The 23,279-nt window shown below is 42.2% G+C and carries 37 protein-coding genes; 15 read left to right on the forward strand and 22 right to left on the reverse strand.

The genetic code is table 11. The annotated features are described in order from the left end of the window. The 3 genes from mnmA to rluE all read right to left on the reverse strand — a co-directional run bounded on the left by mnmA (position 1) and on the right by rluE (position 2,289). Positions 1-1,104, reverse strand: coding sequence for a tRNA 2-thiouridine(34) synthase MnmA (gene mnmA / locus AACX68_RS11755; protein ID WP_228859240.1), 1,104 nt, complete (start codon positions 1,102-1,104; stop codon positions 1-3). 110 nt (positions 1,105-1,214) lie between these two features. Further along, on the reverse strand, positions 1,215-1,667 hold the full coding sequence (locus AACX68_RS11760) for an NUDIX hydrolase (protein ID WP_228859241.1): 453 nt from the start codon (positions 1,665-1,667) through the stop codon (positions 1,215-1,217). Next, entirely contained in the window at positions 1,660-2,289 is a 630-nt protein-coding gene (gene rluE, locus AACX68_RS11765; protein WP_228859242.1) for a 23S rRNA pseudouridine(2457) synthase RluE, read from the reverse strand. The genes AACX68_RS11760 and rluE overlap by 8 nt, the downstream gene beginning before the upstream one ends. 139 nt (positions 2,290-2,428) lie before the next feature. Between rluE and icd the strand changes: the two genes are divergently transcribed. Continuing rightward, the gene (gene icd, locus AACX68_RS11770; RefSeq protein ID WP_099110930.1) at positions 2,429-3,682 is read left to right on the forward strand and encodes an NADP-dependent isocitrate dehydrogenase; all 1,254 of its coding nucleotides are present in this window, start codon (positions 2,429-2,431) and stop codon (positions 3,680-3,682) included. A gap of 121 nt (positions 3,683-3,803) precedes the next feature. Here the strand turns inward: icd and AACX68_RS11775 are convergent, their stop codons facing one another. The 19 genes from AACX68_RS11775 to AACX68_RS11865 form a co-directional block, all read right to left on the reverse strand. Then, entirely contained in the window at positions 3,804-4,931 is a 1,128-nt protein-coding gene (locus AACX68_RS11775) for a site-specific integrase (protein ID WP_228859243.1), read from the reverse strand. Further along, a complete protein-coding gene (locus AACX68_RS11780; protein ID WP_099123016.1) occupies positions 4,906-5,154 on the reverse strand; it encodes an excisionase in 249 nt (82 codons plus the stop codon). The genes AACX68_RS11775 and AACX68_RS11780 overlap by 26 nt, the downstream gene beginning before the upstream one ends. Positions 5,155-5,221: 67 nt before the next feature. Then, positions 5,222-5,395, reverse strand: a complete 174-nt coding sequence (locus AACX68_RS11785; protein ID WP_228859244.1) for a hypothetical protein — start codon at positions 5,393-5,395, stop codon at positions 5,222-5,224. Next, positions 5,392-5,931 (reverse strand): phage N-6-adenine-methyltransferase, encoded by a 540-nt coding sequence (locus AACX68_RS11790; protein WP_228859245.1) that lies wholly within the window; start codon positions 5,929-5,931, stop codon positions 5,392-5,394. The genes AACX68_RS11785 and AACX68_RS11790 overlap by 4 nt, the downstream gene beginning before the upstream one ends. After that, on the reverse strand, positions 5,921-6,271 hold the full coding sequence (locus tag AACX68_RS11795; protein ID WP_228859246.1) for a phage protein NinX family protein: 351 nt from the start codon (positions 6,269-6,271) through the stop codon (positions 5,921-5,923). The genes AACX68_RS11790 and AACX68_RS11795 overlap by 11 nt, the downstream gene beginning before the upstream one ends. 11 nt (positions 6,272-6,282) lie before the next feature. Further along, the gene (locus tag AACX68_RS11800) at positions 6,283-6,768 is read right to left on the reverse strand and encodes a hypothetical protein (protein WP_228859247.1); all 486 of its coding nucleotides are present in this window, start codon (positions 6,766-6,768) and stop codon (positions 6,283-6,285) included. A gap of 2 nt (positions 6,769-6,770) precedes the next feature. After that, the gene (locus AACX68_RS11805; protein WP_228859248.1) at positions 6,771-7,001 is read right to left on the reverse strand and encodes a hypothetical protein; all 231 of its coding nucleotides are present in this window, start codon (positions 6,999-7,001) and stop codon (positions 6,771-6,773) included. Further along, positions 7,001-7,426, reverse strand: a complete 426-nt coding sequence (locus AACX68_RS11810; protein WP_228859249.1) for a zinc-finger-containing protein — start codon at positions 7,424-7,426, stop codon at positions 7,001-7,003. Before AACX68_RS11810 ends, AACX68_RS11805 begins: the two co-directional genes overlap by 1 nt. 81 nt (positions 7,427-7,507) lie before the next feature. Further along, a complete protein-coding gene (locus tag AACX68_RS11815) occupies positions 7,508-8,020 on the reverse strand; it encodes a single-stranded DNA-binding protein (protein ID WP_228859250.1) in 513 nt (170 codons plus the stop codon). Beyond that, positions 8,021-8,602 (reverse strand): hypothetical protein, encoded by a 582-nt coding sequence (locus tag AACX68_RS11820; protein WP_228859251.1) that lies wholly within the window; start codon positions 8,600-8,602, stop codon positions 8,021-8,023. Further along, positions 8,602-9,423 carry a PD-(D/E)XK nuclease-like domain-containing protein gene (locus AACX68_RS11825; RefSeq protein WP_228859252.1) on the reverse strand — a complete coding sequence of 274 codons (822 nt, stop codon included), beginning with the start codon at positions 9,421-9,423 and terminating at the stop codon, positions 8,602-8,604. The genes AACX68_RS11820 and AACX68_RS11825 overlap by 1 nt, the downstream gene beginning before the upstream one ends. Beyond that, complete coding sequence (locus AACX68_RS11830) at positions 9,420-9,695, reverse strand: hypothetical protein (RefSeq protein ID WP_228859253.1); 276 nt, start codon at positions 9,693-9,695, stop codon at positions 9,420-9,422. The genes AACX68_RS11825 and AACX68_RS11830 overlap by 4 nt, the downstream gene beginning before the upstream one ends. Next, positions 9,692-10,033, reverse strand: a complete 342-nt coding sequence (locus AACX68_RS11835) for a hypothetical protein (protein WP_228859254.1) — start codon at positions 10,031-10,033, stop codon at positions 9,692-9,694. The genes AACX68_RS11830 and AACX68_RS11835 overlap by 4 nt, the downstream gene beginning before the upstream one ends. Before the next feature lie 118 nt (positions 10,034-10,151). Further along, positions 10,152-10,562, reverse strand: coding sequence for a hypothetical protein (locus AACX68_RS11840; RefSeq protein WP_228859255.1), 411 nt, complete (start codon positions 10,560-10,562; stop codon positions 10,152-10,154). Continuing rightward, positions 10,562-10,771, reverse strand: coding sequence for a hypothetical protein (locus AACX68_RS11845; protein ID WP_228857900.1), 210 nt, complete (start codon positions 10,769-10,771; stop codon positions 10,562-10,564). Before AACX68_RS11845 ends, AACX68_RS11840 begins: the two co-directional genes overlap by 1 nt. Before the next feature lie 50 nt (positions 10,772-10,821). Then, positions 10,822-11,013: a hypothetical protein gene (locus AACX68_RS11850; RefSeq protein WP_228859256.1), complete on the reverse strand. Its 192-nt coding sequence runs from the start codon at positions 11,011-11,013 to the stop codon at positions 10,822-10,824. Positions 11,014-11,066: 53 nt separating this feature from the next. Beyond that, positions 11,067-12,047: a hypothetical protein gene (locus AACX68_RS11855; protein ID WP_228859257.1), complete on the reverse strand. Its 981-nt coding sequence runs from the start codon at positions 12,045-12,047 to the stop codon at positions 11,067-11,069. Positions 12,048-12,049: 2 nt separating this feature from the next. Then, entirely contained in the window at positions 12,050-12,316 is a 267-nt protein-coding gene (locus AACX68_RS11860; protein WP_228859258.1) for a hypothetical protein, read from the reverse strand. A gap of 708 nt (positions 12,317-13,024) precedes the next feature. Beyond that, positions 13,025-13,726 (reverse strand): XRE family transcriptional regulator, encoded by a 702-nt coding sequence (locus AACX68_RS11865; protein ID WP_228859259.1) that lies wholly within the window; start codon positions 13,724-13,726, stop codon positions 13,025-13,027. A gap of 109 nt (positions 13,727-13,835) precedes the next feature. Here AACX68_RS11865 and AACX68_RS11870 point away from each other — a divergent pair, with 109 nt between their 5' ends. The 14 genes from AACX68_RS11870 to AACX68_RS11935 all read left to right on the forward strand — a co-directional run bounded on the left by AACX68_RS11870 (position 13,836) and on the right by AACX68_RS11935 (position 22,935). Next, on the forward strand, positions 13,836-14,018 hold the full coding sequence (locus AACX68_RS11870; protein ID WP_228859260.1) for a YdaS family helix-turn-helix protein: 183 nt from the start codon (positions 13,836-13,838) through the stop codon (positions 14,016-14,018). Positions 14,019-14,394: 376 nt separating this feature from the next. After that, on the forward strand, positions 14,395-14,562 hold the full coding sequence (locus tag AACX68_RS11875; RefSeq protein WP_193757293.1) for a hypothetical protein: 168 nt from the start codon (positions 14,395-14,397) through the stop codon (positions 14,560-14,562). Beyond that, positions 14,555-15,649: a replication protein gene (locus AACX68_RS11880; RefSeq protein WP_228859261.1), complete on the forward strand. Its 1,095-nt coding sequence runs from the start codon at positions 14,555-14,557 to the stop codon at positions 15,647-15,649. Before AACX68_RS11875 ends, AACX68_RS11880 begins: the two co-directional genes overlap by 8 nt. Before the next feature lies 1 nt (position 15,650). Beyond that, on the forward strand, positions 15,651-17,024 hold the full coding sequence (locus AACX68_RS11885; RefSeq protein WP_228859262.1) for a replicative DNA helicase: 1,374 nt from the start codon (positions 15,651-15,653) through the stop codon (positions 17,022-17,024). Between the two features lie 21 nt (positions 17,025-17,045). Next, the gene (locus AACX68_RS11890; protein WP_228859263.1) at positions 17,046-17,423 is read left to right on the forward strand and encodes a hypothetical protein; all 378 of its coding nucleotides are present in this window, start codon (positions 17,046-17,048) and stop codon (positions 17,421-17,423) included. Beyond that, a complete protein-coding gene (locus AACX68_RS11895; RefSeq protein ID WP_228859264.1) occupies positions 17,420-17,791 on the forward strand; it encodes a phage protein NinX family protein in 372 nt (123 codons plus the stop codon). The genes AACX68_RS11890 and AACX68_RS11895 overlap by 4 nt, the downstream gene beginning before the upstream one ends. 196 nt (positions 17,792-17,987) lie before the next feature. Beyond that, a complete protein-coding gene (locus tag AACX68_RS11900) occupies positions 17,988-18,200 on the forward strand; it encodes a DUF1187 family protein (protein ID WP_228859265.1) in 213 nt (70 codons plus the stop codon). Next, positions 18,178-18,621, forward strand: a complete 444-nt coding sequence (locus AACX68_RS11905) for a hypothetical protein (RefSeq protein WP_228859266.1) — start codon at positions 18,178-18,180, stop codon at positions 18,619-18,621. Before AACX68_RS11900 ends, AACX68_RS11905 begins: the two co-directional genes overlap by 23 nt. Positions 18,622-18,690: 69 nt before the next feature. Then, complete coding sequence (locus AACX68_RS11910) at positions 18,691-18,975, forward strand: DUF1364 domain-containing protein (protein WP_228859267.1); 285 nt, start codon at positions 18,691-18,693, stop codon at positions 18,973-18,975. 1 nt (position 18,976) lies between these two features. Continuing rightward, the gene (locus AACX68_RS11915) at positions 18,977-19,336 is read left to right on the forward strand and encodes a RusA family crossover junction endodeoxyribonuclease (protein ID WP_228859268.1); all 360 of its coding nucleotides are present in this window, start codon (positions 18,977-18,979) and stop codon (positions 19,334-19,336) included. Then, positions 19,333-19,683 carry a hypothetical protein gene (locus tag AACX68_RS11920; protein WP_228859269.1) on the forward strand — a complete coding sequence of 117 codons (351 nt, stop codon included), beginning with the start codon at positions 19,333-19,335 and terminating at the stop codon, positions 19,681-19,683. Before AACX68_RS11915 ends, AACX68_RS11920 begins: the two co-directional genes overlap by 4 nt. Then, positions 19,680-20,516 carry an antitermination protein Q gene (locus AACX68_RS11925; protein ID WP_228859270.1) on the forward strand — a complete coding sequence of 279 codons (837 nt, stop codon included), beginning with the start codon at positions 19,680-19,682 and terminating at the stop codon, positions 20,514-20,516. Before AACX68_RS11920 ends, AACX68_RS11925 begins: the two co-directional genes overlap by 4 nt. 729 nt (positions 20,517-21,245) lie before the next feature. Further along, on the forward strand, positions 21,246-21,866 hold the full coding sequence (locus AACX68_RS11930) for a hypothetical protein (protein WP_228859271.1): 621 nt from the start codon (positions 21,246-21,248) through the stop codon (positions 21,864-21,866). After that, the gene (locus AACX68_RS11935; RefSeq protein WP_339389332.1) at positions 21,859-22,935 is read left to right on the forward strand and encodes a helix-turn-helix domain-containing protein; all 1,077 of its coding nucleotides are present in this window, start codon (positions 21,859-21,861) and stop codon (positions 22,933-22,935) included. Before AACX68_RS11930 ends, AACX68_RS11935 begins: the two co-directional genes overlap by 8 nt. Positions 22,936-23,279: the final 344 nt, after the last annotated feature.

Consider the following 23,279-nt stretch of genomic DNA (forward strand, 5'->3'; position numbering starts at 1 on the left):
TTACTCCTGTATACGTTGTTCGATCACACCACCGCCGAGACAAATTTCGCCCTGATAAAACACGGCTGATTGGCCGGGAGTGACAGCGGCAACGGGGCTGTCAAAACGAACCTCAATTTTATCTTCACTCAAAGGAATGACTGTGCAGGGAATATCCTGCTGACGGTAGCGCGTTTTTACCACGCAACGGATTTCTGTTTCCAGTGACTGACGATCAACCCAATGCAGTTGTTGTGCAATTAAGCCGACAGACATCAGGCGGGGATGTTCATGGCCCTGTGCAACAACCAGTATGTTATTTGCAACATCTTTATCAACAACATACCAGGGGTCTTCATTACCGGATTTAGTTCCTCCGATACCCAACCCTTTTCGCTGACCAAGTGTGTGGTACATCAGGCCGGTATGTTGCCCGATAGTCTGCCCGTCAACGGTAACAATCGGGCCCGGCTGAGCAGGCAGATAGCGACCCAGAAAATCGCGGAACTTACGTTCACCAATAAAGCAGATACCTGTAGAATCTTTTTTCTTCGCCGTAACCAGCCCAATTTCTTCGGCAATGCGGCGAACTTCAGGTTTTTCAAGCTCCCCGACCGGGAATAAACTTTTGGCAACCTGCTCATGGCTCAGAGTATATAAGAAGTAGCTTTGATCTTTATTACCATCAAGGCCCCGAAGTAACTGGCTGACGCCATCCACATCCCGACGGCGGACATAATGGCCGGTTGCAATGTAATCAGCACCTAAATCTTCGGCAGCAAATTCTAAAAATGCTTTGAATTTAATTTCTTTGTTACAGAGAATATCCGGATTCGGTGTACGGCCTGCTTTATATTCAGCAAGGAAGAGTTCAAATACGTTATCCCAATACTCAGCTGCGAAATTGATGGTATACAGTTCAATACCCAGCTTGTCACACACTGCCTGAGCATCCCTAAGATCATCGGCGGCAGAGCAGTATTCCTCATCGTCATCTTCTTCCCAGTTTTTCATAAACAGGCCAGCTACCTGATAACCTTGTTGCTGTAGCAGGTAAGCGGAGACGGATGAATCAACACCACCGGACATTCCGACGATGACTTTTTTCTGGCTGTTATCTGACATGGGCATATCTCACTGCGGAAAAAAATAAACGCGGTACTTTAGCATGTTGACAGGCAAGGTGCATCAAACGTCTTCGTGCTCTTGTGATTTGCGTTTCATTTAATGGGAAATTATTTTGTGAAAGGCGAACCATAGCTATCCAGTATTGATAAGGGGTGAGCCTGATTTTCCAAATAATTACTGATACTTTCAGCAACTAATGGGGAACGCAGTTGTGGGCTGTTAATAATTTCTTCTGCGCTCAACCAGTGACAGCAGTGGATATCACTATCCTGAGGATCGGTATCCACCGTTTTCTCTAGTTCAACCAGAAACAGAAAACGGATGAAGGGAGTTCCATCCGGGGCGACCCACTGATGTAACTTCAGTAATGCTTGTGGTTTAGCACGGATTCCTGTCTCTTCCCATAATTCGCGTTCAGCCGCTTCCAGTAATGTTTCATCTGCTTCAAGGTGACCCGCAGGCTGGTTCCAGCGAGGTTTGCCATCAATAAGTTCTTCAACAACCAAAAATTGATTTTTGGCATGTACTATGCAAGCAACGGTGATATGTGGACTAAACAAAATCGATCTCTCTCCATTCTCCGGGGGACAAATCCCCTAGCTGTAATGAACCCATACTAAACCGGATAAGGCGTAATGTCGGAAAACCAACATGGGCTGTCATTCTGCGTACCTGACGATTACGGCCTTCAAAAAGCGTGATTTTCAGCCAGCTAACCGGGATGTTTTTTCGTTCCCTAATTGGCGGAGTTCGCTCCCAAAGCCATACAGGTTCTTCGACTAATTCTGCTCCGGCGGGAAGTGTAGGGCCGTCTTTCAGGGTAATACCGTTGCGGAGTTTACTCAATGCAACGTCATCCGGTACCCCTTCTACCTGAACATAATAAGTTTTGGCCGTTTTTTTGTTGGGCTGCGTTAATTTGGCTTGCAACTTTCCATCATTAGTCAGAACCAGTAACCCTTCACTATCCCTATCCAGTCGTCCTGCGGCATAAACATCACTGAAAGGAATAAAATTCTTTAAGGTTGTTCTTCCCATTTCGTCAGTGAACTGGGGCAGAACATCGTAAGGCTTATTAAATATCAACACCTGACGCGGGCCCGCTATTCTTTTTGTGGCATTGGTATTTTTTCTTTGACTGAATCGATTAAGTTTACGTTTTTTAAAAGAGAAATTTGTCATGATAAGTTATTGCACAAAGTGAAGGGCAATATTATACCTGAAATCTGCGCCATTGGCGTTTGCAGAATATTCAAGTAATATTGACACGTCCCTTACAAAAAATTAACAAGGCATTGCGCTTACTTGAAAGGAGAGGTTAATGGAAAGCAAAGTAGTTGTTCCGGCGGAAGGTAAAAAAATTACTATTGATACCAAAGGTAAATTAAACGTTCCGAATAACCCGGTAATCCCTTATATCGAAGGGGATGGTATTGGTGTTGATGTAACGCCGGTCATGCTGAAAGTTGTTGATGCTGCGGTTCAGAAAGCATATAGCGGTGAGCGCAAAATTTCCTGGATGGAGATTTATACGGGTGAAAAATCTACACAGGTTTACGGTAAAGATGTCTGGCTGCCGGAAGAAACACTTGATTTGATCCGTGAATATCGGGTTGCTATTAAAGGCCCTCTGACAACGCCTGTTGGTGGCGGCATCCGTTCTTTGAATGTGGCACTGCGCCAACAGCTGGATTTATATGTCTGCCTGCGTCCGGTTCGCTATTATCAAGGAACTCCAAGCCCTGTAAAACACCCTGAATTAACTGATATGGTGATTTTCCGTGAAAACGCGGAAGATATTTATGCGGGGATTGAGTGGAAAGCCGGGTCTGCGGAAGCGGATAAAGTGATTAAATTCCTGCAGGATGAAATGGGTGTTTCTAAAATCCGTTTCCCTCAACAGTGTGGTATTGGTGTGAAACCATGCTCGGAAGAAGGTACTAAGCGACTGGTACGTTCTGCGATTGAATATGCAATTGATAACGACCGTGAATCAGTGACTCTGGTTCATAAAGGCAACATCATGAAGTTTACTGAAGGTGCCTTTAAAGACTGGGGTTATGAGTTAGCGCGTACTGAATTTGGCGGTGAACTGCTGGATGGCGGTCCATGGGTGAAAATTAAGAACCCTAAAACCGGCAAAGATATCATCATCAAAGATGTAATTGCCGATGCATTCCTGCAACAAATTCTGCTGCGTCCGGCTGAATATGATGTTATCGCTTGTATGAACCTGAATGGTGATTACATTTCTGATGCGCTGGCAGCACAAGTGGGTGGTATTGGTATTGCCCCGGGTGCAAACATTGGTGATGAGTGTGCCTTGTTTGAAGCAACACACGGTACTGCACCTAAGTATGCTGGTCAGGATAAGGTAAACCCAGGCTCAGTCATCCTCTCCGCTGAAATGATGCTGCGCCACATGGGATGGTTCGAAGCTGCTGACCTAATCGTTAAAGGTATGGAAGGTTCGATTGCTGCCAAGACTGTCACATACGATTTTGAGCGCTTGATGGAAGACGCTAAACTGCTGAAATGTAGTGAATTTGGTGATGCTATTATTTCTCACATGTAATAGTTATTGATTGAAATAGATAACGGGGGCTTAATAGTTCCCGTTTTTTATTATCACGGAAGAAACGGTTATCAAAAAGTTATCAAAACAAGTTATCAAAACCCAGTAAATTTTAAACGCGTCAGATCACAATTTTTATCCAATCCTTACCTCGGTCATCGTGATATTTATCGGTCTGTTGTTGCGTTTTGTGTCCTAATAAATTCTTCGTATTAATGCCTTGTTCACGATATAGACGCTCTGATAATGAACGTTGTTCATGGAAAGTGGCTGGAGTTCCTTCCCCCCAGTCAATCTCTGTTTTGTCACGTGCTTTTTTGAAATTTGTTGTTAGTGTATTGGCTGTTACTTTTTCCCCGCGCTTAGATTGCGATGTGGTGTGAAAATAGTGAACTAAATAGGGGCTAACAACACGATCACGACATCGTGCTACCACTTCCCTAAGAGAGATATTCAGTGCGTTACAGCGTAATGCCAGTGGGATAGCTAACCTGACACCTGTCTTTTCTTGAGAAACATGAAGGTGATCATCCCAAATATCACTAAATCTCATTTCAGATATATCACCTAATCTTTGACCTGTTACGATAGCTAACAACATGGCGTTGCCCATGTACTTGTGCTGAGTATCAGCAATTGCAAATATTTTTTGCCACTCCTCAAGATTTAAACGCTGACGAGAGACTCTTCTCTTCGGTTGCTTAGTTGCTAGTGCAGGGTTATATCCCGGAGGAACTTCACCGGCATGCTGGGCTTCTTTAAATACATCAATCAAAACAGAACGGACAACCTGAGCCATGCGAGGCTGACCAGCGACTTTATATTCATCTAATATTTCAGCTATATCTCTGGCATCTACAGCAGGAAGAGGTTTCATTGCCAAAGATTGCCTCATTAGATCCACTGGCTTACGTTTCTGCTTGAAGGTATTGAGTTTTATATCGCCCGTCTCTAAGCGTTCCTCCTGAATTTTCCAATACCTATCCAGCCAAGTATTAACCGTAATTTCTTTGCCTTTGATTTTTGCAACACGATCACTGATTGCCATAACCTGACGGCTGCGTTGTTCCGCTAATCTATTATTAGCCTCAATAGCAATTTCTTTTGCCTCCTGCTCATTGTCACCTAGGGCGTGATACTTTCCTGTGATAGGGTGACGATAACGCCAATACACCTTGTTAGCTTTGCGGCTAAATAATGGGTATAGATTGGGAATATTGAGGTTATTTTTCCGAGGTCGCGCAGCCATCACTTAAGATCCTCTGTAATTTTGGATTATCTGATTTATTGATAATCGGTGTCGCTAAGTTACCAACCAGCTCGGCATCTTCTCTAACCCTCCAGATGCCACCTTCTTTTTTTGCTGGTGGGCAGAAATGACCATTTCTAGCATAACGTTGTAGGGTGCTTAAGCTAGGCGGTCGGCTTCTATACCTATCGCTTGCCCACTCATCAAGGGTTAACATTTGCATATTTTATCCTCATTTTTGCTCACCGAGGCAATCCCTTGCCACCTTCCTCCTTGCGTTCTCGAATTCGTTAGTCATTGACAACCACAATTACATTCTCTTCTTCGAGTTCAGGAAATAATTCCTGAATGCTATGAAATGCATCATGTTTAACGCACTCATGCAATTCTTCACCACTTACTGTTAGCCAATTATCTACGTACTCATTAATTTCTTTTTCTGTTATTTCAATGGTTATTTTCACGCTATTTTCCTCAATAGTTCATTACCGACATTAATTAAATAATCTCGGTTGACGGTGGTTATTGTTTTACGTGGCTTAATGAATGGCCTCCAAATTAGCAATAGGCTGCCTTTGTTATTTCCATTCACTGTCTTTTGTGTTTCTGCGTTGATAAATGAAAGTCTCCCACCCGTAATTAACCTAACCTCATCAACCGTATCCAGCGCCAATTTAAACCAGCCCACAGAGGTATCAGACGGAACTAACATCACGACGGGCTGTAATTGCTTTTGGCACTCGATAGCGGCTTTTTCTACCCACGGCTTAATATTGGAATAAGGCGGATTACACCAGATAGCGCCGTGACTCAGCCAGTCAGACTCCAGTGCATTATCTCGTTCCGTGAGATAATGTGTGCACAGGGTATTTTGAGCAGATGCAGCTACATCAAGGGTAAATTTAAATTCGAGGTTGAGTGCTTTAAATAACGGGAGGGGAGTTTGCCATAAATCTTTAAATTCGGGAGGGGTATTACTACCTCCAAAGTCAGCCTTCATTCTCCATATCCTTCATATGCAGAAATATAACCATTGCTGCTTTATATGGATTATCAAGAAAGCACTCTATTTCACCATCATTACTTGCATAGTGAAATTTTCTATCCTGAAATATAAGACTGATTCCATATTTAATAATTATTGGCATAGATTCAGATGGATTATTACAGGGATCGAATGCCCAGCCTCGTTTACTGATAAAGCCATCATAATTATCACCTGATGAAACATTCCATATCATTTCTTCTGAATCATTATCGCAAAACATACATTGTGATATGTTTAATTTTTCAGCTACTAGCTTGTTAATTTCAAAATCTGATAATTGACTGTAGTCCATATTATTTCCCGTTATTTGTCTGGATGACGGTAGAGCTTAAATACATCGGGGTCATTATTGAATTCATGAAGAACTTCGCCGATAAAACCATCTCTACTAACGATGAAATGGCTGGCAGGCTTCATATTTTCATATTCAGCGAGTTTCTTTGTTAATTCCTCCAGTGAGTTTTTAATTTTCTCTACGGTAGGTGTTTCTGAGCGAATAATTTCCAGTGCTTTTATTGTACTTACTTCATTTTCCATTCGTTTATTAACCCAAGAATCTAAATCATCTGAATTACTTTTTGCCTCAGATAATAAATCTTCCTCAGCCCAATCAAAAAGGCCTTCCATCCAAGCCATAGCCTGCTCTTTGTCTCCTTTCTCTAATAAGCAGAGTGCGGCTGCATTTGCTAGTAAAAGTCTCTCTATTATCCAAGAATTAGATAGCTCCATTGCTGCTTTAACTTGCAAATTTTCTATTTCCCGCGCCAACTCAATTACATCATTTTTCATTATTAATTCTCTCTACGTTTAAATCCGGTTTTTATGAAGAAATTCAAACCTTCGGTATGAGATTCTCTAATTTCATTGAATCTTGGGTCATTTGCATATTTTGTATTAATTTTCTCTAAATCTTTTGCTAGCCGATTCATAAGACAAACTTCGATGTATTCCCGCCGACTTTCAAGTAATTCAGTACTGGCTTCATACATATAAAAATCAAGTTGCTCACGCATCGTTCCCATTACCCAAACCTCCTACATATATGCTCTGCTTTCTTACACATATCAGTATCAAACCAGCCGAAGTGACAGGTGTTAAAACTGATGTCCAGTTGATGTGCTAACCATTGATACGCTTCCGTGCGCTCTAAATTACGACTCCTGACGACATCATCGAAGTACCGATGTGCTGATACTCTCGCCTGACGGGTTTTCTTATCCGCCAGTGACCCCATTGGGATATCGGTTCCTGGGTGAATACTGACACGCGCACCACATGTCCAGCAGTGATACAGCCACGGCCATCTGCTGTCATGGATACGTTTAAAGACATTCAGATGATGCTCAATCATCACGTGCCTGCCACAATATCGGCAGTGTGTCGGAATGGGGTAGGGGTCGTTAACTCTCAGGATCGCTTTTGGATTTGGGTTCCATGGAGTATACATGCAACCTCCTTAATGCTGCTTTCACGGCATTACATCTCCTCCCGCCGCACAGCAGCGTAGTGATAGGGTGTAGGGTTAGAGTTAAATCACGTAGATAGCATGGTTGGGATATTGCTTGCCGATGGAGGCGAACGGCACGTCATCATCAAAATCCATTGGTGGTGCTGATTGTGGCTGTTGTGGTTTCCCCCATCCCTGAGATTGTTGTTGTCTTGGGTGCTGCTGTGGTGACTGCTGGTTTTCCTGTCTGGCTCCTAGCATCTGCATCGTTCCACCGATATTTACCACCACTTCAGTGGAATAGCGATCCTGCCCTTGCTGGTCTTGCCATTTCCGTGTTTGTAACTGGCCTTCAATATAAACCTGAGTGCCTTTTCTCAGATATTCACCGGCAACTTCGGCGAGTTTCCCGAATATCACAACCCTGTGCCATTCCGTTTTTTCCTTCATCTCCCCGGATTGCTTATCCCGCCATGTTTCAGAGGTGGCTAGTGTGATATTTGCCACTGCACCCCCGTTTGGTAGATAACGTACCTCCGGGTCTTGGCCTAAGTGACCAACTAAAATAACCTTGTTAACGCCGCGTTGTGCCATTTATGCCACCTGTTTCAGTTCTTTAATTCTAATCCCGGTCACTTCCTTGCATTTTTCCTGTAATTCAGGGTGACCATCTAGCGCTTTCCATGTATTGGCATATTCCTGCTGGAGCTGAGCACTATCGCTTTCATTGGATGCGTACTCGGTGAACTCCCGCAATATTTCATCAGGCTCCCTTTGTTTTATATTGTTTGTTTCCAGTTTCTTAACCCGGTGTTCAGCACGTTTCCCCCGGGATACTGATAACATCATGGAGAAATCCGCCTCAATATCACTCATGGCATAAATCTTGATACCGCCAACAGCGACACCGCCATATTTAACGGTAGGATCTCCAATCAGTGTTAATGATTTACCCGCCCATGAATGACCGTCAGAACCCCAGCCACCAATTAACACACGGCGCATGGATTTAGAGGGTTTATATGGGCGACCGTCATAACCCACTAAATCAATAAAGACAGGCTGGTCTTTTGAACCTGCCCGGACAGATTTGATAACAGCGGTGATGCTTTGCGTCTGAACATCTTCAAAGTTGATTTGGTCAGACTTTGGAATAATAGTTCTTGATAGGTCCATTAGAGATATACCTCATCAACATATTCGTCATCGAATAGATAAGCCGGAACGTTAATTTCACTGGATGGCAATACTATTCCTTCAGTGTGAAGTGATTCGTCTTCCATGCACTTTTTGAGCTTATGGAGAGCCTCAAACATAATTTTGTAACCCAAATCCAGTGAGTCTTCACCGATGTAATACATGCAGTTTTTATATGGCGGAGTATTTTCCAGTGCAAAGAAGCAGAACTGGTTTAATTCCCTTCCGGTTACTAGCCTGAGAACATATAAATAAAACGCTGCTTGAACGTGATAATGATATTTACCAAATGCCTGACTGAATCCCCGTTCAGTAGCATCCCGGCAACTTTTGACATCCAGTGGGTAAGGATGACTATCTGACATCCTGTCAAAGCGGCATTTCAAATTAAGCCCCGTTTCCGGGCAGGTGGCGAACATAGAAATCTCTGAATGACCTCCACTGTTCATATAGTCGGTAAAATCGCTATTCATCCATGCCGATTCAGTCATCCTCTTAACAGTTTCAACCTCGCTGTTTATCAGGATTTTTTCGGCGCTGGAATGTTGTAAAAGTGCCTTATATTCTCCCGATGCCCTGGTTTTAATGTCACTCCTTAAGATGAAATCTCTTTCAAACGTGACAGGCTCAAGCAGAGCAGCATGAATAGCCGTCCCTATCTGAGATGATTTATTTCCCTTAAATGGATTGAAGTACAAATTGGCAGGACTCACGCTGATTGCTTTAATAGTGGTTGAGCCTATCGCTTCGTCCTTGTGATAGTCCTCATTGGAAATATCGTAATAGATACCGGGCTTCATGCTGCCTCCTGCCACTGAACTTTCAGTAAGCTCAGGTCATACAAAAGGTTATTGAGGTGCTCAAGAGCATCACTATTCTTATCGAGTAGTGACCCGAAGATTTCCATCATCTTTGGTGATAAAATAGCCTCAATATCCTGCGGTAATGAGTCATACAGCTCCTGAGCTTTATCTCCCTGTTCTGCCTGTACAGCCTCCTGATACGCTGTTTTCTCCTCCTGCTGTTCCCATGCCTCGTCCTGACTGGCATAGGGGCTACGGTCGTATCTCATACGACCTCCTCAACCATATGCTGGGCGATAGCCATAAGTTCACGATAACTAAAACCTGCTTTTTTCATTTCTTCCGCAATACGCTCTGCATCACAATGTACTCTGGCATAAGAAAACATGTCGCTAATATCCAGATTTGAACGACTGGCAATTTCTTTGAATGGAATATCAAATTGCATGTCGCCCATATCGTGATAATTGATATAGACTCGCCCGTTAGATACCCGCTCATCTTTCAGTACATATTGGAAATTTATTGACGGCAACATATTGACCTCCGTTAAGCTGGAATAAGCACAACAATTGAAATAAGGAATAAGGTGAGACGGCGCTTCCATGCGCGCCGGTTCCTGACTGCTTGTGGTTTTGCGGGAATGACCGCGCACCCGTCGAACATGTTATTGCGCATGTAAGAAGCCCTCGTTAGTGAAAACGATTCGTTATTTTTGGGGTGGATTATTTAGAGGTTAGGGAAATAAGCGCTTTTGCGTGGAGTTTAGCTGATTTACTATCCAAATGAATAATTCCTGCATTTAGTCTACCTAAGTCAGTTACACACCCACTCCAGTAAGATATTAAATAATCAGGAACTCCATTTCTAATTGATGGCATAAAATAATCATTTTCTTCCCCGAGCTTGAATAAATCAGGGTTGCTAACTGGAGCAGGAAACTCTATTTCCCCGATTTTGATAGTGCGGGGTTTTAATCGATATTTTTCACTTTCTCTGAACTGATGATAGTCACTCATTAAAACCCACACTTCAGTAAGTTCGTTCCAAATCTCAAAATACTCCCACGGCTTATCGGTAATATGAGACAACCTAGCGTACTCAGATATTAAATCTGCGTGAATGTGTTTAGGCATTATCTATCCTCCAAAGACATAGCGTCTTCATCTGGATAACTCATCCAACAATCTAATTGGATAAATTTACTATCGGAATTGATAACGATATTTTCAGGTTCAACAGTTAGCCAGCCACCATTAAATTCGTCAGGAACTTCCAATTTATGTGTTTCCCATCCACTACCAATACGTGTTTTTAATAATTCAATTAGTTCTGCTATTGTCATTATCATTTTCCTATATTCAGGTAATAAAAAGCCCCGCATTTGCGAGGCTGTTATTTGTTTATTGACTTTCGTATTGTATTAATTATTTCTTGGCACTTATCAAGTGCAAATAATAATGATTCTTCATCTTCACATATCAGTTCTAATTTCTCTCCATTATCGATAAATTCAAATAAGGTCATTTCTACAAAATTACCACTTTCACCAATACCCTCAACCCGCATTTTTAAATTTAATTCCATTAAAGTTCTCCAATTAGTAACTCACCACAGCCCACTCGGAAATGAGTTAGTTACTACTTTTCGTTTTGCAGATAGCCCGTTCCGTTGCAATGAGGACACTGTTCAATCGGTGCATTGATAGTGCTCATCAACTCCGATAAGAAATTATCAATCATTTCTTTTAGTTCCCACTCATTACTTGCAGAGAAACCCTTGATGGCTGTATAGCCCTTGTAGTTCTGTTGCTCGTGAGTCATTTCGTAAATGGATATTTCTTTTGATTTTACTGTCTTGAAATGCAGCTTCTGTCTTTGCTTTTTAGTTCTGGCAAAAACATCACGATAAGAGTATGTGTGAGGTTCGAGTAAGGGTATTATCTTTTTAACTTCAAAACAAAAATCATAATCACTGGTTATTCTAGCAAGCTCTGGATTTATATTATCCTTAACGTGCTGACGTACAAGATCATACATCTCTTTTGATGATATCTCGCACGGGCTGTTGGCTCGTAATGGAGCAGGAACGATAATGCGATCTATGAGAGAATGCTTTATGTTCTGATTTGTTACGCTGTATTGTTGTTCTGAGAAATCGTATTTTCTAACCGCTGGATAGCTAAACTCAGGGGCATCTTTAAAGTTATCAACTTCACATACCAAATTAAACTCAACATTAATTGGCATTAAATAATCTGGAATTATGTCATAAGTCAGAGAATAAAGAGAATCTAGTATACCTTTGTCAAGTTCATCACTGTCGCCATATGGAATTTCTAATGGTAGTTTTGAACTTTTAAGCTCTTCATCTTTTAATTTAAAGCGTTTATTTTGTCTTTCGCCAGTAATCAGCCTTTCTACTTTTTCTGGATATGATGGTATTTCAAACCAGTGTTTCGTAAATGACTGTTTAGGTTTATGACCATCAAATAAAAGCTTATCTACTTGTGTTGTATGATAGTCGAAATTATATCCGCTAGTCTCATTGCAGTCAGTAATAAAGCACTTCCCAATGTTAGTTTTAATGATGTTTATTTGTAATACTTTTTTATCTTCCATCGTCACACCCTCGCAGTAACCCCGCCCGACTCCAATCGACGGCGGGACTTGGTTTTGGTTGAAATTGGTTTTTTAGATGGAGCGCCACTAACTATCGTAATAAAGCTGGTTAATGCGTTAACAGTGTCGCGTTCCTGTTTGGTCATGTGTTGTTTGGGTTGGTGGTTGTTCCAGAAGTCTTCTTTTCGCTGCTTACGAGCCTGATTAAGCGCGTTATCAATGGAACTTTCCAGTTTATCGAAATTCCCGTACTTGTGATTTTCGTACATAAAACTTCTCCCGTTAATTGGCTTTGATGCTATGGCGATTATCACCACACCTCAAAGCCAACTGCACTTTGAACCACACTCTCGCAGTGGTCGCGCTCATGCCCTTGAGTGCCTTCTTTCAGCCATAACCGATGCAAGACTGGCTTTCTTGCTGCTTATCGGAGCTATTTGTAATCTATGAACCTTGACCCGTCGCTACACAGGCTAACCATTTGGCTACTCAGGGATGCGTCACTACCGCATCATCAAAGCATTACGCTTGCGGTCTAACCCGCTTTGGTTTACATAAATTCTCCTTAGTTGATAACACGACTGAGCTTCATAACGAGTACGCCTTTACGGGCTGTTGCTTCGCCCGATTGCCTGAATGATTACCCGATATTCTGAGTAACTACCCGGCGCGATTTCAGTTTGCTAGGGCTCGTCAGTTGCCTGTCGTTGGAGTTAGGTTGTTAAAGAGCGAACTTCCTTTTACGTTTGGCTCCTTGCCTTGGATGACTTAAATATACAAGTTTAACTTTATAAAAACAAGTATTACTTGTCTTTTAAGGTGGGGAAAATGACAGTAAACTTTATATTTACTTGTTTTAAAAAGAGATTATTTTTTATGATTTGTTGTAAATGTGAGCAGGTTGGCGTTTATAGGGGGATATTTTGAGGGGATTAGAAAGCCACCGTATTGGTGGCTAACCTCAGCAAGTTTAAATATTAGCAATCTAAAACGGAGTACCAGAACATTTTACCAATAATGTTCACTTGGTTTTCATCGGCAATCTCATCTTCGTACTCATCGCGGTTATAACTTCTTATAAGTATCTTTCCGCTCGGTCGTCTATAAAGACACTTAAGTCTTTTCAAGCCATCTTGTTCAATTGCATACACTTTACCATCAATAACTCTCTTATTAGAGGTATCAATTCCTATTGCGGTTCCGTCTGGAATAACTGGTTCCATACTGTCTCCTTTTGCTGGGAAGCAAATAATTGTAGAGCCATCACTGGGCGCGCCAATTCTTCTTAATGTTGCTTTAGCAAATCTCAACTTAAAACCATTATAATCCACGCCAATACACCTTCCATCGCCGCAGGCTAACTCAATATCTTTTAAGAACGGGACTTCTACTTCATCGCCATCTAATGGGGTTTCGCTATCCCATGGTGCAATGCTTGACCACTCACTTTCGGGCGGAACTTGACCTGTATCTTTTTTGTGAGCTTCACCAAACAAAAGCCAATTCACATCAACATCAAGGGCAGATGCCAGCGCTACTAACCTTGATTTTTTGGGTTCTGTTTTTGATTCCCATTGCTGTACAGACTGCGGACTAATACCGAGCCTTTCCGCTAGTTCGGCTTGAGTTAGTTTTTTTGCAAGTCGAGCTTGCTTGATTCTTTCATGCATAGTTTTCATGTCTCAAATATACAAGCGAGGCTTTTATTTTCATAGCAAGTTAAACTTTACTTTTTAAAGTATTTCTTGTATTTTGTTTTATAACCATTAACGAAGAAGGAAAATTCACATGAGTGCATTGGAAGTAACGATCAAAAAAGCTGGAGGAGTTCCAGCGTTAGCCCGGATATTGAACATCAGGGATCAGGCTATTAGGCAGTGGATTAAAAAAGGTTATATACCGCCTGCAAGATATGCGCAGATCCACGAGAAACTCGGCATTCCTCTAACTGACTTAGTGAAAAATAAATAGCAATACTCGCTCTTTAACAATCTGCCCTCACGACAAGCTACTGGTGAACCCTAGCAAATCGAAATAGCGCCGGGAGGTAGGGCTACTCTCAGGCAAGCGGGATTATTATCCCGTAAAGGCTCACTCATCAACCAGCTTCAGTCGTTTAACAGTTAACTATCTCAGGATAGTTGATCTCTCTTTTTATTTTCTAAACAAAGTCTAACTGTCATTTCACTTTAGGAATGTTACCGATGGGAATTACAGGCGGGATAAAAAGAAAAACCCCAGTTGGGCAAACAACTAGGGCCTCTTATACAGTTTGGAGTGTTGGTATCTCGATGAAGAAGAGGTATGCAAGCCCACTCTAAAGCCACCAACAACGAGGTAAGTATACATGAAAACCGAATTTAATCACAGCGCCGTGCATAAAAATAACCTGCGCGATAAGGCGGCTCGTTCCGTGACCAAGGAAGGGGTGAAGAAACTGCGTGATGCGTTGGAAGATGCAAAATTACGCAAGGAACATCGGGAAGAGCTGACTGGGGAAGATCGCCATGAGTAACGTTGCAAGAATGGCTGATTATCGTCAGCCAATAACAAAAGTAAAAGAGGGAAGTGTGAATGGTGATATTGAGTTCATTAAAACGCCTCGTGAAGTAAAGCTGATGATGATGAAGCATAGCAATGATGGTATCACATTCAGACAGTATCGAGTTATAGAAGCCATTATTGAAAAAACGTTTGGTTGGCATAAACGATTTGACCGGACAACCAATACTCAAATAGCTGAAATGATCAGTTTGCACCATACTCATGTTAGTACTGAAATTAAGGAGTTATTACAAAGAAAAATATTGATTAAACAAGGTAATACGATAGGGGTAAACCTGAATACGTCTGAATGGATTATGGATGTTAGCCGAAATAGCAAACCTTTAGCTAAATCAGCTAATAAAAGTTTAGCTAAAACAGCTAAAGAAAATAAGCCAATTCAGCTAAACACAAAAGATACTATTAAAGATAATAAAGAAAAGATCCCCCTTACCCCCACAGGGGAAGAAAAACTCGCTCTCGAAATATTGGATTATTTTAACCAGCTCACTCACTCACGATTTCAATCAACGGCTCCAATCCTGAAAGCGCTCTCCACCGTGAAGAGCAAAGGGGAGTGCTACACGCCAGATGAAATCAAGTTGGTCATTGAATGGGCGGTAACCCAATGGAAGTACGGAGAGAAATTAAAACCTGAAAACTTGTTCCGCATGACCCGATTCGATGGTTACCTGTCAGATGCGGTTAAGTGGAAAGAGCGGATTGACAGAAACCCTACTGACTGCCCTCACACAGAATTAATCACGCTCTGGAATAACAAAATTCCTGCTCGCAGTGTTGATGCTCAGGAATGGACATCACGCAGACCTGCCTACCGAAACCTTGAAACTGTCTGGAACGGAAAAACCAACAAGGGGAGCTGGCGTGAGGTTCAGCACATGGAGACATGCTTTGAGCTGATTAGTCAGTCGTCATTGTTCAGCCAACTGGAAGAAAAACCGTGGCTGACATTGGATTGGGTACTCAAGCCGGAGAACTGGCCGCAGGTCTATGAGCAGGCAAAACGGGAATACATCGCAAAGCGTCACGGGGGGTAACATGGAAAAATTTTCTGACATTTACACAGAACAGGCAGTGATTGGCGGTGTGCTGGTATCTGGTGATGAATATGCAGACTGGGCAATCAATGCGGTTGAGACACTGGCAGAAAGTGATTTTAGCTCTGTGGCTCACAGGCTGATTCTGAGAGGTATGAAAAAACTCAATACCGCTGGCAGCCGGATCGATATGTTATTGCTGAACAGCGAGCTTGAGCAGAGTGGTGATGCTGAACATTGTGGCGGGTTTGGTTACATTGCTGGATGCGCAAAGAATATTCCCAGTATTCAACTATTGCCAGTCTATGTTGATAAACTCAAGCAACTATCAATGGCCCGTGAGATGTTGTCTGTATTGCATACAGGGATCTCCAGAATTACTCAGAGTGGAGTCAATGCCGTTCAGGATATTGCCGGTGATATTGAAAACCAGATATCAAAGCTAGGAACCACCAATGAGGGTGGAACGGCCCACATCATGGCAGGCGTTGAGGAGTCGATAGAAATCATTGAATCGATGATTAACGGCGATATATGGAAGCACAAGACAGTGCTTGGTATGCCGGATATTGACAAGGCGTTCGGTGGATTTAATAACACGGATTTCATCGTGATTGGCGGCAGACCGGGTATGGGCAAGACCATGATGAGTACAGCGATAACCAAAACGGTAGCAGTAGGTAAGAAAAAGCCAGTCATGTTTTTTAGTCTTGAGATGCCCACATGGCAGATCTCTGAGCGTATAGCTTTTCATCACGCCAACATCAAGAAAGAGGATTTATTGGGTGAGAGAAACAGAGAGCACATGATGGATGAATCATGGGGGAAACTAGCCCATGCTCTGGATGATATCAAAGATTCTCCTATCCACATCAACGATAAGTCATCCATGAGTATCAATGAAATACGGGCAGAAGCTAGACGGATGCACAAGAAAACAGGGGGGCTTGGTCTAATTATCGTTGATTACCTGCAAAAAATGAAAATGACCAATCCTGACAATATGAATCAGTCAGTTGGCGAGATCGCGACAGGATTAAAAAATCTGGCTAAGGAGTTGAAATGCCCAGTAGTTGCGCTGGCTCAGTTAAACCGTAATTTGGAACAGAGAAGCAATAAACGGCCGGTTAACGCAGATTTGAGAGAATCGGGAATTATTGAGCAAGAAGCTGATGTTGTTTTCATGGTGTACCGCGATGAAAAATACAACCCCAATACCGAGATGAAAGGGATCACCGAAATTATTTGCACTAAATCAAGACATGCGCCGGGTGCTGAAAAAACGTATTACTTTACGAATGCGCATGGAGGTTTGGAAACACTCGATCTAAAACATTTTAAAAGTGAATCTAACTACGAAGAAATTGAATTTTAACCCACCGTAAGGACTTTTGAGATGAGGTATTACAAACAATATCCCGTGATGCTGGAACATTATTTAGATCACCCGTATTGGGCTGTTATAGCTGGGTATGATTATACATTTGGTGATGTTATTTGTTCTCAATTAAATCGCATTTTAAGGTCAGTAAAATACATACTCAGCAGAGATGGAGTAGATGATTTTTTAGATTATGAGATTAGGCAGTTGCCTGAATTTATAGTAAAGCTAATAACGTTCTTATTACTTATCACCTTGTATCCCACATGCTTCTGGCTTTTTGCCATTATCCAAATGCACTATCACAGAAAAACCAGAGAGAAATATAAAAATGGTCTATCCGACGATGAAGATCAATTTATAAGCTACTGGCTGAGGACTTTTAAAAAATGAAAATCAAAACAAGTGAGTTGACAGGTAAGGCGTTGGATTGGGCTGTGGCGTTGGCTCAAGGGTGGCAAAAAATGGCGGATTACAACGGATACTCAACACCTAATGGCGTGGTGATAGCCTCTGAGTATGCTCCGTCGTGGGATTGGGAGGTATGCGGACAGTTGATTGATGAATATCTAGATAGTTTAACCCGTATGTGCACTGATTCCCCTTGGGTGGCATCTTGTAAAGCGGTAACAGTGGATGACGTTTCCATTTGGAAAGTGGAAGGAGGTCAAACACCAAAAATTGCGCTTTGTCGAGCCTTAGTCTCCGCAAAAATGGGCGACGAAGTTGAAATCCCTGATGAACTACTGGAGGCAGAATGAAGTCAAATTTTATTTTTCATAAAAATAATCTCGGTGATGAAACTCAACACGACCAGCAAGTAAACGCAATTCTGATGAGAAGAAGAAGGTGTAGCCCATTTAATATCGGAAGAGATCGTCATTTACACCGCAAAGTTATTCGTTGTTACCCAAGAGGATACGCTTTTTATCGATTGGCATTATTGGAGGCATTGAAATGAAACACCAAATCACAGCCACCATCACTAGAGCCGGTGGTTTACCTGTTACTTGGCTCAGGAACTCAGATAAGAAACTCACCAAGAAAGAATGCGAGAAAATGGTCTCACCGAGGCGCAGGAATATGAACGCAGATATCGGTGTGGAGAAAGTGGATCTGAGTAATTTTGTTTGTCGGAGGGTGGAGGATGGAGAGCTTTTGTCTTCATGAATCTAATAAGAAACTATTTTACGATAACCTCAAGCAACTACTCGCCACGCACCAAAAACTCAGCATCTCAGTAAAACCCTACAAACCCAAACGCAGCCTCTCTCAAAATAACCTGTCTCACAAATGGTACGACGAAATCAGTAAACACCTGATTAAGTCTGGTCGTACGTGGATGACGCCGGAAAAGGTTAAGCACGATTTAAAGGCTACTTATTTGGGCTTTGAGGAAATCGAGTACACCGATTTTGTGACTGGCGAGATATACAAAAAAGAGCAATTGCGGAAGACATCGGAACTGGACACCGGAGATATGTATCAGTACATGAGCCGGGTTGAAGCGTGGTGTGCTCAATTTGGTCTGGCACTGACCATTCCGTATGACAGCGAGTACATGAAACTCAAGTGGAGGCAGGAGCAGTGAAATACCTCACATTCACACTCTTTTGGATAACAATCACACTGACTATGGGACTGGCTTTAGGGGGATAAGGTGGCAAATTTACGGAAGGAAGCACGAGGTCGGGAATGTCAGGTCAGAATTCCGGGTATCTGTAACGGGAATAGTGAGACCGTAGTTCTGGCTCATTATCGAATGGCAGGCATTTGTGGTATAGGGATGAAACCGCATGATTTGTTTGGTGCATGGGCGTGTTCAGCTTGTCACGATGAAATAGACCGGAGAACGAGACAGATAGATGCAGACTATGCACATATGGCTCACTTGGAAGGAGTCATCAGGACGCAATCTATATTGCTGTCGGAGGGTAAGATTTGACGTGAAATCCTACAATTTAAAACTGCCATGGCCGCCCGGGAATAATCACCTTTACACTGTTGTTCGAGGCAGGAAAATAAAAAGTGATAAGGGCAGGAAATACACAGAACTCATTATTCAACAAGTCAAATTAGCCAATCAGCAATACCAACTCTCAGGCAGATTAAGAATTGAAATAGTCGCCAGCCCACCAGATAGACGCAACCGAGATTTAGACAACCTATTCAAAGCTCCTCTTGATTCACTTACGCAAAGTGGCGTCATTGCTGATGACAGTCTCATTGATGACATTCGTATGGTAAGAGGTGACGTGATTAAAGGAGGTCGGCTTGACGTTCAAATATGGGAGTTGGCGCCATGATCTTCACCAACTTCGAAGAGGCTCAGGCTTACGCAAGGAAGCGTCGGTTGGAGAATAAAGAACACTATGCAATCAACCAGAGACCACAAGGGCGATTGACAGTTGGAAAGTGTGGAAAACATCGGGGGCGGCGCCCGGCATGGACAACACGCGATGATGAACGCCCTGAATTCTATAACATCACTCACAGCAAAATTTACAAGCTACACCCCGCTGACGCGCCATTAATTCTGGGGCTGTTGGCGGAAGGATTAACCCAAAAAGAAGTGGCAGAAAAGTTTGATGTTAGTCGCTCTGGCATCGCAACTTTCGTAAGAAAAGCAAAGGCAAATCTGAGGATAAAATGAAATTAGAATCATTACCCAAGTACTTTTCACCCAAGGGCATTATGTTCAGTGACTCTCCAGCCGCAACAGCGACTGATTCCTTTTCAATTACCGATGTTATGGCCTCACTAGGATTGGCGTCCGCTCAGGCGAGGATGGGTATTGAGCTGTTTTTGGCGAAACAGGGGATCAATAAACCCGATGAAGCAGTGGAGAGTCTCTATCAGTATGCACTGACTCAGGTTCATAAGCACAGTGCAATTGCAAAACTTGATGAGGATGTTAAGCAAAGCGTCCTGCGAATACTCGCAAATTATGCCTTTCAGGATTATGCGAGGAGTGCAGCCAGTAAGAAGCCGTGTTCGGATTGTGATGACGGGTTTATCGAGGCGGAGGTGTTTTCTACAAAGACATACACACCTTGGCGTGAGCGAACGCTCGTTAAAGCTAATTTAAGCATGGGAGCGGAAATTATCCCGTCATCATACGCTAAATCTCGTGAAGTGAGAGAGGTGGTGAAAGTAGCTTGTCCAACATGCAAAGGGAAAGGTGAAGTGAGCCATTCGTGCCGTTGCAATGGTCGGGGGGAGGTTCTGGATAGGGAGCAGACTGAATTACAGGGTATTCCGGTTTACAAGATCTGTCCAAAATGTTCAGGGCGTGGGTACTCCAGATTACCAGCAGAAGATGTCAGGCGAGCTATCTGTGATGAGGTAATGGAATTACCTGAAACCTCATGGAGAAGGAATTTTAAGCAGCTCTATGAATCGTTAATTAAGGAGTGCTTCAAAGAGGAAAAGAGGGCTGATTATGTTCTATCAGAGTTAACTAAAAGAGAAAATATTACCATATAGTTATTAAATAATAGATAAATGATATTGACTCGGTGGCGGAAATAGCCTATCGTTATCCCAACGATGGGTTATTGCCTCTCGTTGAAATAAAATAGAATTCCATAGCCTCGCACTCGCGGGGCTTTTTTACATCTACCAGTAGTCAATTTAGAGTTTACAGCTCAAAGTGAACGTTACGATCAACGCCTATATCGTAGTTAAATCAATATATTAAGTGTTATTTTAGGTGTTGCGGTCAACATACTGTTCGGGATTAGAGAACATCCATTCATGTTATATAAATCAGTTAGTTAATATGATTTCCGGTGGAAAAGAGATCACCCCATAAAAGATGAATTCGAATGGTGCGATGAGTTCGATGGATTTATTCAACCCCTGCAAAATATGCAGTAGTTCGAAATCCCGTGAGTTCGGGATGTTCAGAGTAATATCCTTGTCACCTCCTTGAGAGGCATTAAGACCTGTTTAAGGTGCGTCTACTCAGGCTACCGTCTGGATGACGGTATTGTTGAAAGTCCATGCTCCCCGTTCTCAGACAATAGTTACTATCTGAATAATGGCTGGCATGGTATTCATTCAAGGCTGCTTATGCGGCCTTTTGCATTTAAATATCTCTAATAAAAACAAACTAATAAAATAGTTGGAATATTTTTAGGAATATTTTGTTGTTAAATTTGTCGTTGCTGCTATTATGTTTTACAGATAAAACAACAATAGGTTCCCGATTACATGTCCCTCATTACAAAAGAAGAAGCTCAGGAGGCTCTTTCTCCGTTTTTCCACTTATTCCGCAAAGCGGTATATGCTGCTTGGAATAGATGGATTAATAACCCTGTAGCACCACACATGCATCATAAGAGAGTTAGGGCCAACATAATATGGAATGAGTTTTTTGATGAGATGTTTAATGAAATTGATACTGGGGAATATGGTGATATAAGGTTTGCCAGAATCCCTTACAATCAAGGGTTTGTTGTGGATGGACGATATTTTATTCGTTTTAAGAAAGGCGATTCCAATTTTTTGTCGTCAAATTATCCCACTCAAACAACTTTGAAATTTCATGATCCTGAAATTGATATGTTCGGAGGAGAAGTTCGGCTAGAGCTGCTCTATGTATTGGATCGTGATGGTATCGGCGTAGATAAGATTGCGCTTACACAGAGAAAAGACAAATTTGTAGCGTGGGCTATAGATTTGACTGCTGAAAATAATGTTATAGAACTGCCGGAAGAAGAGGCGAATACCACTTCTGTACGTCATAGTGACGTGGCTAAGAAAGTCATTAAGTCTCGAAATCGAAAGGCGGACCAAAACGATATGAAGGTTCAAAATGGTCACGATGGCTAAACATCAATCAGCGATACGCCCAGATCTTATTGAGCTAAGGCGTAAAATGCTTGGAATGAGTCAAAAAGAATTGGCTCACAGATCATCGATTACTCAAGGTACTCTCTCTAAAATTGAGCAAGGGATTAGAGTAATTACAGACGACCAGTTAGATAATTTAGCTTCTGCTTTGGATTGTCCAGTGAGTTTTTTTGCACAACCGGAGCGATTATATGGTGGTCCCATCAGTGCCCACCCTATGTACAGGAAAAAATCATCTGTTGGGATAAAAGTTCTTGATAAGCTCGTTGCTGAAATCAATGTTAGGATTATTCATATCCGTAAATTATTACAGTTTGTTGAATTTGAACCGGAATATGAGCTTCCCTATTATGATCCCAGCGATTATGAAGATTCCATAGAGGTTATTGCTCAAAATGTTCGTAAGGCGTGGTATATACCCAAAGGTCCTATCAAAAACTTGATTGAGGTGATGGAGCGGGCTGGGATTGTCATTATTAACTGTGATATGGAAGATGCTGGATTATCCGGCATCAGCTACCATATTCCCGGTGTGCCTCCGCTAGTTTTTATCAATAAAAACCAGCCTGTTGATAGATACCGGTTTACATTAGCGCATGAGCTTGGTCACTTGGTTATGCATAAATTTCCAAGCTATACCATGGAAGATGAAGCTAATACATTTGCTGCTGAGTTTTTAATGCCTGCTAAAGAAATATATTCTGATCTTAAAAATATTTCTTTGGAGAGAGCAGCTTATATGAAACCACATTGGAGAGTTTCAATGTCAGCTCTATTTTATAGGGCGAAGGCATTAGGCGCTATAACTGCGGGACAAAGCGATTGGATATGGCGGCAAATGTCAGCCAGGGGTTATAGGGTGGATGAACCCATTAAACTCGATGTTAATGGAGAACAACCCACACTATTGGATGAAATGTTCAGCTATATCAGTGCGGAGCTGGGATATAACCCGAATGAGCTCGCATCAGTATTTAACTTACATGACAGTGAAATGAAATCACTTTATGGCTCAAAAAAATATCCTAGTTTGCGTTTGGTGAAGTAAAAACTGAACAAAAGGCCGTTTCGACGGCCTTTTTGCTTTGGACTATATCGAAACAGTCCTCGTATTGGTTATATGTGAAGCTAACTTCACATATAGCGACTTAGCTCCACACATAAGAAATTCGCCACCGCAATCACTCCTACAACCTCAGTATATCCTATTGCGGCGTCACCCTAACTAATTGAAATATATCCGATGTCGGAATTCCGATATCGACCTCCCACTAACTATTCACTCACAGGGGCGACCACAGACTCACCCCACGGACGCCCATTGTTCTGATGGGGTGGAAATATGAAGATGAAAGAAGATCCTAATATCTGGGTACACCTCAGTGACTGGCT

Origin of the sequence: Xenorhabdus sp. PB61.4, assembly GCF_963894935.1 — a bacterium.
GTDB lineage: Bacteria > Pseudomonadota > Gammaproteobacteria > Enterobacterales > Enterobacteriaceae > Xenorhabdus > Xenorhabdus stockiae.